Origin of the sequence: Pseudomonas sp. SF2, assembly GCF_036858055.1 — a bacterium.
Classification (GTDB): Bacteria; Pseudomonadota; Gammaproteobacteria; order Pseudomonadales; family Pseudomonadaceae; genus Aquipseudomonas.
On the sequence record NZ_JAMBDI010000039.1, the window covers coordinates 198,274 to 208,747 of the forward strand.

Below are 10,474 nucleotides of genomic sequence, written 5' to 3' on the forward strand. Positions count from 1 at the left end.
CGAAGAGGCCAGTACAGGAAAACAATTAACCAACCGGAACATTCCGTTCGATTATCGCCCGTTTCCGTTTGCGGCGAATTGCCTCACCCCTGCCCTACCCCGCACCATCCTCCCCACGCAACGTTGCCCCGGTTCATCCAAAAAGACCCGCACCTGCAGGCCGCATCCTGCAGCGCACCGGCTCGCCCATAAAAACAAGAGATCCACGACAGATGAGCACTTTGCAACCCGCACGCCAGCTGCTGCCCGGCCTGTTGGCCATGTCCTGCGCACTCCCCGTGTTCGCCGCCGAAAACGGTGGCTTCCTGGAAGACGCCAAGGCCACCCTCAACCTGCGCAACTTCTACATCAACCGCAACTTCGTCGACCCGGCCCACCCGCAGGCCAAGGCCGAGGAATGGACGCAGAGCTTCATCCTCGACGCCCGCTCCGGCTTCACCCAGGGCACCGTCGGTTTTGGCGTGGACGTACTGGGCCTGTACTCGGTCAAGCTCGACGGCGGCAAAGGCACCACCAACACCCATCTGTTGCCGGTGCACGACGATGGCCGCCCCGCCGATGACTTCGGCCGCCTGGGCGTGGCACTGAAGGCCAAGCTGTCCGAAACCGAGCTGAAAGTGGGTGAATGGATGCCGGTACTGCCGATCCTGCGCTCGGACGATGGCCGCTCGCTGCCGCAGACCTTCCGCGGCGGCCAGCTGACCTCGAAGGAAATCGCCGGTCTGACCCTGTACGCCGGCCAGTTCCGCGGCAACAGCCCACGCAACGACGCCAGCATGGAAGACATGTCGCTGAACGGTAAGGCCGCGTTCACCTCCGACCGTTTCAATTTTGGCGGCGGCGAGTACACCTTCAACGACAAGCGCACGATGATCGGCCTGTGGGATGCCCAGCTCAAGGACATCTACCGCCAGCAGTACCTCAACCTGGTGCACAGCCAACCCTTGGGCGACTGGACCCTGGGCGCCAACCTGGGCTACTTCATTGGCAAGGAAGACGGCGCCGAACGCGCTGGCGAACTGGACAACCGCACCGCCTCGGCCATGCTCTCGGCGCGGTACCAGGGCCACACCTTCTACGTCGGCCTGCAGAAGGTCAGCGGCGACAACGCCTGGATGCGGGTCAACGGCACCAGCGGCGGCACCCTGGCCAACGACAGCTACAACTCCAGCTTCGACAATGCCAAGGAACGCTCCTGGCAGGTGCGTCATGACTTCAACTTCGCCACCGTCGGCGTGCCAGGCCTGACCCTGATGAACCGCTACATCAAAGGTGACAACGTCACCGCAGGCGGCGTGGACGATGGCAAGGAATGGGCGCGGGAAACCGAGCTGGCCTACGTGGTGCAGTCGGGCAGCTTCAAGGACCTGTCGGTGAAGTGGCGTAACTCCACCATGCGCCGGGACTTCAGCACCAACTCGTTCGACGAGAACCGGTTGATCGTGAGTTACCCGCTGAATCTGCTTTGAATTCTTCGCGGGTAAACCCGCTCCCACAGGTTCACCACAGTTTCAGAATCTGTGGTGAACCTGTGGGAGCGGGTTTACCCGCGAAGAGGCCAGATGCCACCACAAATAACCTAAAGCTATAAACAAATCAATAAACCTTCTTTGACGACATATGCAGCAACCGCTTGAATAGGTCCCTGATCCCCGCCCCAGAGCCGTGAAATGGACCTCCGTCAGCTGCGTTACTTCATCGCCCTCACCGAATACCGCAGCTTCGTCCGCGCCGCCGAGGCCATGGGTATCACCCAACCCGCCTTCAGCCGCGCCATCCAGAGCCTGGAGCACAGCTTCGGCTGCCCACTGGTCGATCGCGCCAGCAAAGCCCTGCCGCCCACCCCCGAAGGCCTGGTGGTGCTGCAACATGCCCGGCGCCTGGTACAAGGTGCCACACAACTGAGCAACGAAGTGCTGCAGATGACCAAGCTCGACGCCGGCGAGCTGCATTTCGGTAGCGGCCCGGCGCTGGCCGTGCGCCTGGTGCCCGATGCCCTGCGCCACTTCCTCGAACGCTACCCTGGCATCCGCACCTCGCTGCTGGTGGACAACGCCGAACGCCTCGGCCAGGCCCTGCGCCGCGAACAGATCGAGTTTTTCGTCGACGATATACGCCCGTTCGAAGCCGACCCCAACTTCCACACCGAGCCCCTTTCACCGCGCCCCGGCCTGTTCTTCTGCCGCCCGGGGCACCCGTTGCTGGCCAAGGACAGCCTGTCGACCAACGACCTGTTCAGCTACCCGCTGGCCAGCGCCCTGCTCGCCCCTGGTGTGCGCAAGCGCCTGGCCAACCTGAGCGGGCGCAGTGACTTCACCCCGCACCTGCAGACCGAGCACCTCGCAGTGCTGCGCAGTGTGGTGCTGGCCAGCGACGCCATCGGCAGCGCCAGCGAGGAGGCCGTTGCCGAAGACCTGGCCAGCGGCCGCCTGGTGCGCCTGCACTGGCGCAACCTGCCGCCGGCGCTGGAGGTGCTGAGCGTGCGCTGTGGCGTCGTCAGCCGCAGCGGTTACCGACTGTCGCCGGCGGCGCGGGCGATGATCGAGACGCTGGTGGGGCTGGATACGCCAGTGCGGGCTGCTGCCATTCGCTGAGCTGATGATGGTGGCAGGGGCGGTCTATCCTGAGCTATACCGGTCGCCTGTAGCGGCCCTTTCGCGGGTGAACCCGCTCCCACAGGGTCACCACAGTTCCTGAGGGCTGCGCTGTACCTGTGGGAGCGGGTTCACCCGCGAAGAGGCCAGAACAGGCAATACACCTCGATCAGGCAACCAGGGAGGCACAACCATGAAAACCCTCGTCGACCACCTGAGCCAATACGCCAGCTATCACCGCGACCCACGCAATATCGCCACCCACTTCGTCGGTATCCCGATGATCGTACTGGCGGTCACCATCCTGCTGTCGCGCCCGGGTTGGGACGTGGCCGGCATGTGGCTGTCCCCTGCCCTGCTGGCAGCAGCAGCCTCGGTCTGGTTCTACCTGCGTCTGGACCTGCGCTTCGGGCTGGTGATGGGGTTGTTGCTGGGGCTATGCCTGTGGGTCGGCCAGGTACTGGCAATGCAGACGACAGCGCTGTGGCTCGGAGCCGGGCTGGGGGCGTTCGTGGTGGGCTGGATCATCCAGTTCGTCGGCCATTACTACGAAGGCCGCAAGCCGGCGTTTGTCGATGATGTCAGCGGGCTGATCATCGGGCCGTTGTTCGTGGTGGCAGAAGCTGCGTTCATGCTCGGCCTGTGCCCGGCCCTGAAACGCGCCGTCGAGGCCAACTCCGGGCCCGTGGCCATGCGGCAGAAGAATGCGGCCCTGTAAACATTCATGGCCCTATCGCCGGCAAGCCAGCTCCACAGGGACTGCACTGCCCTCAGGCCTGATGCAATCACTGTGGGAGCTGGCTTGCCGGCGATAGGGCCGGTACAGGCATTACTGCTGTCGCGACTCCACGCCCAGCTCATCCCACACCGACTCCGCCATGTGGAAGGTGGCATTGGCCGCCGGAATGCCGCAATAGATCGCGCTCTGCATCAGCACTTCCTTGATCTCGTCGCGGGTCACGCCGTTGTTGGCCGCCGCGCGCAGGTGCAGCTTCAGCTCGTCGTTGCGGTTCATGCCGATCAGCATGGCGATGGTAATCAGGCTACGGGTATGCCGCGGTAGGCCCGGGCGGGTCCAGATGTCACCCCAGGCGTGGAGGGTGATCATCTCCTGAAACTCGCCGTTGAAGTCGTTGAGCTTCTCCAGGCTGCGGTCCACGTGGGCATCGCCAAGCACAGCACGGCGTACTTGCATGCCGGCGTCGTAACGTTGTTTCTCATCCATGGCGGTGTCCTCAGTGAGCCAGCAGGAAATCGAGCACGCGGCGGCTGAAGCGCTCGCCGATCTCGACATTGGACAGGTGCGCCGCCGGGAAGTCGACGTACTCGGCACCCGCGATACCGGCCTGCATGAAGCGGCCGTGCTCCGGGGTGGTCACCACGTCTTCGGTACCGGCAACGATCAGCGTCGGCACCTGGATGCGGCCCAACTGCTCACGGTAGTCGGCATCCCGCACCGCGGCGCAGTTGCCGGCATAGCCTTGCGGGCTGGTTTGCGCCAGCATCTGACAGATGCGCTGGGCTTGCGCTGGCTGGGCCTGGGCGAAACCCGGGGTAAACCAGCGGGCGATGGAGGCATCGCGCAGGTCGACCATGGCCTGCTGGCCACCCTTGAGCACGGTGTCGATACGGGTGTTCCACACCTCGTCGTTGGCGATCTTGGCTGCGGTGTTGCACAAGGTCAGGCTGTGCAGGCGCTGGCCTGCATTGATGCCCAGCCACTGGCCGATCAGGCCCCCCATCGACAGGCCGACGAAATGCGCCTTGCCGATGTCCAGGCCATCGAGCAGGGCCAGCACGTCACGCCCCAGCTGTTCGATGCGGTAAGGGCCTTCAGTGACCAGCGACCCACCGTGGCCACGGGTGTCGTAGCGCAGCACGCGAAAGTGCTGGCTCCACAGTGGAATCTGCGTGTCCCACATGCCCAGGTCAGTGCCCAGCGAGTTGGACAGGACCAGCACCGGGGCGTTTTCCGGGCCATCGATCTGGTAGTTCAAAACGCCATCGGCCAGTTGCAAGTGCGCCACAGCGGTCTCCTTCAGGCAGTGAAACGTTGATGTTCGGACACGGCGCGCGCCACCCAGACGCGGGCCTGCCCCAGGTAATGGGCAGGGTCGAGCAAGCGATCGAGTTCTTCGGCGGACAGTTCGGCGCTGACCTGCGGCTCGTCACCCAGCACGGTGCGCAGGTGGCGCTGTTCGGCCACGGCGCGCTGGCAGCACTGCTCCAGCAGGTGGTGGGCGCGGTCGCGGCCCAGGCGCTGGGCGAGGACGATGCTCACCGCTTCGGCCAGCACCAGGCCCTGGGTCAGGTCGAGGTTACGGCGCATACGCGCGGCATCCACTTCCATGCCCTCGGCAATCACCTGGGCCTGGCGCAGCGCACCAGAGACCAGGCAGCAGATGTCCGGCAGGGTTTCCCATTCGGCATGCCACAAGCCAAGGCTGCGTTCGTGCTCCTGAGGCATGGCCGCGAACAGCGTCGATACCAGGCCCGGCACCCGGGTCGCGGCACCGATCAGCACTGCGGCGCCCACCGGGTTGCGCTTGTGCGGCATGGTCGAGGAACCGCCTTTGCCCGGCGCGGAAGGCTCGAACAGCTCCCCCGCCTCCGTCTGCATCAGCAGGCTGACATCACGGCCGAACTTGCCCAGGCTACCGGCAACCAGGCCCAGCACCGAGGCAAACTCCACCAGGCGGTCGCGCTGGGTGTGCCAGGGCTGCTCGGGCAGGGTCAGCTGGAGCTGCTCGGCCAGGGCTTCGGCCACCGGCATCGCCTTGCTGCCCAGGGCGGCCAGGCTGCCGGAGGCGCCGCCGAACTGCAGCACCAGCAAACGTGGGCGCAGCTCCTGCAGGCGCTGGCGGTGACGGGTCAAGGCGCCCAGCACACCGGCCAGTTTCATGCCCAGGGTCACCGGGGTGGCGTGCTGCAGCCAGGTGCGCCCCACCAGCGGCGTGTCGGCGTGCTGCAAGGCCTGACGCGACAGGGTATCGGCCAGCTTGCCAAGGTCGGCTTCGATCAGGTCGAGGGCAGCGCGCAGCTGCAGGACCAGGCCGGTGTCCATCGCGTCCTGGCTGGTGGCGCCCAGGTGCACGTAGCGTTCGGCCTCGGGCACGCCACTGGCGATCACCTTGCCCAACGCCTTCACCAGCGGGATCGCCGAGTTGCCAGCAGTGGCGATGGCATTGGCCAGGGCGCCAACGTCATAGCGCTCGGCGTGGCAAGCCGCCTCGATGGCCGCTACCGCGCTGTGCGGGACCAGCCCGGCAGCCGCCTCGGCCCGAGCCAGCGCCGCTTCGAAATCGAGCATGCCCTGCAGGCGGCCACGGTCGGAGAAGATCTCGCGCATGGCCGGCGCGGTGAAGTAGGCGTCGAACAGTTGGTTGGTCATGCCACGTCCTTAATTATCGTGGTGCAGGTACGCCGCCTGCTTCGGCAAGCGCAGGCTGAACAGGAAGGCAATCGCCATCATCGCCGTCACGTACCAGTAGAAAGTGTTTTCCATGCCCAGGGTCTTCAGGCCCAGGGCCACGTACTCGGCCGAACCGCCGAACGCCGCGTTGGCCACTGCATAGGCCAGGCCTACACCCAGCGCGCGCACCTGCGGCGGGAACATCTCAGCCTTCACCAGACCGCTGATCGATGTGTAGAAACTGACGATACACAACGCCAGGGTAATCAGCACGAAGGCCATGAACGGGCTGCTCACGGTTTTCAGCGCCATCAGCAGCGGCACGGTGAACAGCGTACCCAGGGCGCCGAACAGCATCATCGAATTACGCCGACCGATGCGGTCGGAGAGCATGCCGAAGAACGGCTGCAGCACCATGAACAGGAACAGCGCACCGGTCATCACGTAGCTGGCGTTTTTCGCGGTCATGCCGGCGGTGTTGACCAGGTACTTCTGCATGTACGTGGTGAAGGTATAGAAGATCAGCGAACCGCCTGCGGTGTAACCGAGCACGGTGATGAAGGCCGCCGCGTGGTCGCGGAACAGGCCCTTGATGGTGCCGGCATCCTTGTCCTTGCGGGTTTCAGCGCTGCTGGTCTCATGCAGCGAGCGGCGCAGCATCAGCGAGATCAGCGCGGCGATGGCACCGACCACGAACGGAATGCGCCAGCCCCAGGCGCGCAGCTCTTCTTCAGTAAGCAACTGCTGCAGGATCACCACCACCAGCACCGCCAGCAACTGGCCACCGATCAGGGTCACGTACTGGAACGAGGCGAAGAAGCCGCGCTGGCCGCGCAGGGCCACTTCACTCATGTAAGTGGCAGTGGTGCCATATTCGCCGCCTACCGACAGGCCCTGGATCAGCCGGGCCAGCAACAGCAGCGCCGGGGCCCAGGTGCCGATGCTGGCGTAGGTAGGCAGGCAGGCGATCATCAGGGAGCCGAAGCACATCATCAGCACCGAGATCATCAGGGAATTCTTGCGACCATGGCGGTCAGCGAGGCGGCCGAAGATCCAGCCACCGATGGGGCGCATCAAAAAGCCCGCGGCGAATACGCCCGCCGTGTTCAACAGCTGCACGGTGGGGTCGTCGGAGGGGAAGAAAGCCGGGGCAAAGTAGATTGCGCAGAAGGCGTAGACGTAGAAGTCGAACCATTCCACCAGGTTGCCTGAAGAGGCACCAACGATAGCGAAGATGCGTTTGCTGCGTTCTTCGCCGGTGTAATAGGCTGAGGTCATGACGGTTTTACTCCTGGAGGGTCGCAGGTAATTCTAGACACACCTGGTAACACACTCGTTCCGCAATCTGGCTGGCAATTGGCCTTGTGTCTGGCAGGGCCGGCCTCTTCGCGGGTAAACCCGCTCCCACAGCGGGAGGCGTGGTCCCCCTGTGGGAGCGGGCGTGCCCGCGAAGAGGCCGGTACAGGTCAAACCCGCTCGATGGCCAGCGCCAAACCTTGGCCGACCCCCACACACATGGTCGCCAGGCCCTTGCGCCCACCACTCTTCTCCAGCTGGTGAAGCGCGGTCAGCACCAGACGCGCACCGCTCATGCCCAGCGGATGGCCCAAGGCGATGGCACCGCCGTTAGGGTTCACCTGCGGCGCATCGTCGGCCACACCCAGCTCGCGCAGCACCGCCAAACCTTGGCTGGCAAAGGCTTCGTTGAGCTCGATCACATCGAAATCATTCACCGCCATACCCAGGCGCTCGGTCAGCTTGCGCACCGCCGGCACCGGGCCAATACCCATCACCCGCGGTGCAACACCGGCACTGGCCATGCCCAGTACTCGGGCACGTGGGGTCAGGCCGTGCTTCTTCACCGCCTCGGCCGAAGCCAGGATCAGCGCCGCAGCACCGTCGTTAACGCCCGAGGCATTGCCAGCGGTGACGGTCTTGTCCGGGCCGTTGACCGGCTTGAGCCTGGTCAGGGCTTCCAGTGTGGTTTCCGGGCGCAGGTGCTCGTCATGCTCGACGATGGTCTCGCCTTTCTTGTGCGCGATACGCACCGGCACGATCTCTTCGGCGAAGAAGCCGGCGGCCTGGGCGGCAGCTGCCTTCTGCTGGCTGCGCAGGGCGAAAGCGTCCTGGTCAGCGCGCGAAACCTGGTAATCGTCGGCCACGTTGTCGGCAGTTTCCGGCATGGAGTGCACACCATACTGGCTCTTCATCAGCGGGTTGATGAAACGCCAGCCGATGGTGGTGTCTTCAAGCTTCATGTTGCGCGAATAGCCGCTTTCGGCCTTGCCCATGACGAACGGGGCACGCGACATCGACTCGACGCCGCCGGCAATCGCCAGTTCCATTTCGCCGCTGGCAATGGCGCGGAAGGCAGTGCCAACGGCATCCATGCCCGACGCGCACAAGCGGTTCAGGGTAACGCCCGGGATGCTCTCCGGCAGGCCGGCCAGCAGCAGCGCCATGCGCGCCACGTTGCGGTTGTCTTCACCGGCCTGGTTGGCGCAGCCGAAGAACACTTCGTCAACCTGATCCCACTGCACGCCGGGGTTGCGCTCGATCAGCGCCTTCAGCGGCACGGCGGCCAGGTCGTCGGCCCGCACGCCGGCCAGGGCGCCGCCGAAGCGGCCAATCGGGGTGCGGATGGCGTCACAGATGAATACGTCGCGCATCAGGCTTCTCCTGCCACCTGGCCATGGGCCACGGCGGTGCGGGCTTCGAGGTCACGCAGGGCGGACAGCTCGACTTCGGTAGGTTCGGCAGTGGTCTGCACATCATCGGCAAAGCGGATCGCCCAGCCAGTGGCAGCGATGATCTGCTCACGGGTCACGCCCGGGTGGATGGCGGTGACGACGAATTCATGGGTGCCGGCTTCCGGCTCCATGATGCACAGGTCGGTGATGATGCCGACCGGGCCATCGCCTGGCAGGCCAAGGCGTTTGCGCGAGTCGCCACCTTCACCGTGGCCAACCGAGGTGATGAAGTCCAGCTTGTCGACGAAGGCACGCGGCGACTGCTTGAGGATGATCAGCACCTGCTTGGCGGAACCGGCGATTTCCGGTGCGCCACCGGCACCCGGCAGGCGGGTTTTCGGGGCGTGGTAGTCACCGACCACGGTAGTGTTGATGTTGCCGAAGCGGTCGACCTGGGCGGCGCCAAGGAAGCCGACGTCGATGCGACCACCTTGCAGCCAATAGCGGAAGATCTCGCCGGTCGGCACCACGGTGTCAGCGGTTTCGGCCAGCTCGCCGTCACCGATCGACAGCGGCAGCACGCTTGGCTTGGCGCCGATCGGGCCGGATTCGTAGATCAGCACCACGTCAGGCGACGAGGTCAGGCGCGCCAGGTTGGCAGCCTTGGACGGCAGGCCGATGCCGACGAAGCACACAGCACCGTTGCGCAGGCGACGGGCTGCGGCGACGGTCATCATTTCGGAAGTGGAGTAGCTCATTGTGCGGCCTCCGCAGTGCTGGCCAGCTTGGCCTTGAATTCGTTGAAATCGGCAGTGCCACGGATGTAGGTGTCGATCCAGGCGGTGAACGATTCACGGCTACGCGCGATCGGGTCCCAGGCCTGGTAGAAGCGATTGTCACGCTCGTAGTAGCCGTGGGCATAGGACGGGTGCGCACCACCCGGTACCAGGCATACCGCGCTCAGCGCCCAGGTCGGCAGCACGCAGGCGTTCATCGGGGCCTGCAGGTCGTCGACGATTTCCTCGACGGTGACGATGCAGCGCTTGGCGGCCAGGGCGGCCTCCTTCTGCACACCGAGGATGCCCCACAGCAGCACGTTGCCTTTGCGGTCGGCCTTTTGCGCGTGGATCACGGTCACGTCCGGGCGTACCGAGGGCACGGCTGCCAGCACTTCACCAGTGAACGGGCAGGTGACGCTCTTGATCAGCGGGTTGACCTTCGGCAGGTCGGAGCCGGCGTAGGCACGCAGCACGGCGAACGGCAGGCCCGAAGCACCGGCGACATAGGCGTTGGCCAGGTCGGCGTGGCTGTGCTCTTCGATTTCGATGGCGTGTGGCCACTGCTTCTCGACGGCATCACGGAGGCGGTGCAGCGAACCGACACCCGGGTTACCACCCCAGGAGAAGATCAGCTTGCTGGCGCAACCGGCGCCGATCAGCTGGTCGTAGATCAGGTCCGGAGTCATGCGCACCAGGGTCAGGTCGCGCTTGCCCTGACGGATGATCTCGTGGCCGGCGGCTGTCGGGATCAGGTGAGTGAAACCTTCGAGGGCGACGGTATCGCCATCCTGGATGAACTGCTTCACGGCTTCGTGAAGCGGGAGAATTGCAGCCATTTGGAGACTCCTGGTCAGGGTGCTTCGGTAAGCTCAGATTAAGGAGACTCATGGGCGGCTTACAATCCGATAATCGACTATTCGTGCGATTATCGAACCAATTATTGCATCCCTACCTATCTCCCCTGGCTGCCCGTACAGACCTCATCGCCGGCAAGCCAGC

At 64.7% G+C, this 10,474-nt stretch carries 10 protein-coding genes; 3 read left to right on the plus strand and 7 right to left on the minus strand.

From position 1 onward, the window contains the following. Positions 1 to 212 precede the first annotated feature (212 nt). The 3 genes from M2S36_RS21165 (at position 213) to M2S36_RS21175 (ending at position 3,312) form a co-directional block, all read left to right on the plus strand. Positions 213 to 1,469: an OprD family porin gene (locus M2S36_RS21165; RefSeq protein ID WP_233687040.1), complete on the plus strand. Its 1,257-nt coding sequence runs from the start codon at positions 213 to 215 to the stop codon at positions 1,467 to 1,469. A gap of 201 nt (positions 1,470 to 1,670) precedes the next feature. Further along, entirely contained in the window at positions 1,671 to 2,594 is a 924-nt protein-coding gene (locus M2S36_RS21170; RefSeq protein WP_207836738.1) for a LysR family transcriptional regulator, read from the plus strand. 193 nt (positions 2,595 to 2,787) lie between these two features. After that, positions 2,788 to 3,312 (plus strand): Mpo1 family 2-hydroxy fatty acid dioxygenase, encoded by a 525-nt coding sequence (locus tag M2S36_RS21175; protein ID WP_233687041.1) that lies wholly within the window; start codon positions 2,788 to 2,790, stop codon positions 3,310 to 3,312. A 111-nt stretch (positions 3,313 to 3,423) separates the two neighbouring features. On the opposite strand, the gene pcaC is transcribed toward M2S36_RS21175, so the two are convergent. From pcaC to M2S36_RS21210, 7 genes are all read right to left on the minus strand, one after another. After that, positions 3,424 to 3,819: a 4-carboxymuconolactone decarboxylase gene (gene pcaC / locus M2S36_RS21180; RefSeq protein WP_333957792.1), complete on the minus strand. Its 396-nt coding sequence runs from the start codon at positions 3,817 to 3,819 to the stop codon at positions 3,424 to 3,426. 10 nt (positions 3,820 to 3,829) lie between these two features. Beyond that, the gene (gene pcaD / locus M2S36_RS21185; RefSeq protein WP_233687042.1) at positions 3,830 to 4,621 is read right to left on the minus strand and encodes a 3-oxoadipate enol-lactonase; all 792 of its coding nucleotides are present in this window, start codon (positions 4,619 to 4,621) and stop codon (positions 3,830 to 3,832) included. Between the two features lie 11 nt (positions 4,622 to 4,632). After that, entirely contained in the window at positions 4,633 to 5,985 is a 1,353-nt protein-coding gene (locus tag M2S36_RS21190; RefSeq protein ID WP_207836745.1) for a 3-carboxy-cis,cis-muconate cycloisomerase, read from the minus strand. Positions 5,986 to 5,994: 9 nt separating this feature from the next. Beyond that, positions 5,995 to 7,284 carry an MFS family transporter gene (locus tag M2S36_RS21195; protein ID WP_207836746.1) on the minus strand — a complete coding sequence of 430 codons (1,290 nt, stop codon included), beginning with the start codon at positions 7,282 to 7,284 and terminating at the stop codon, positions 5,995 to 5,997. 188 nt (positions 7,285 to 7,472) lie between these two features. Beyond that, the gene (gene pcaF / locus M2S36_RS21200; protein ID WP_207836767.1) at positions 7,473 to 8,678 is read right to left on the minus strand and encodes a 3-oxoadipyl-CoA thiolase; all 1,206 of its coding nucleotides are present in this window, start codon (positions 8,676 to 8,678) and stop codon (positions 7,473 to 7,475) included. Next, positions 8,675 to 9,454, minus strand: a complete 780-nt coding sequence (locus M2S36_RS21205) for a CoA-transferase subunit beta (protein WP_063913238.1) — start codon at positions 9,452 to 9,454, stop codon at positions 8,675 to 8,677. Before M2S36_RS21205 ends, pcaF begins: the two co-directional genes overlap by 4 nt. Continuing rightward, positions 9,451 to 10,311 (minus strand): CoA transferase subunit A, encoded by an 861-nt coding sequence (locus M2S36_RS21210; RefSeq protein ID WP_015271654.1) that lies wholly within the window; start codon positions 10,309 to 10,311, stop codon positions 9,451 to 9,453. Before M2S36_RS21210 ends, M2S36_RS21205 begins: the two co-directional genes overlap by 4 nt. Positions 10,312 to 10,474 lie beyond the last annotated feature (163 nt).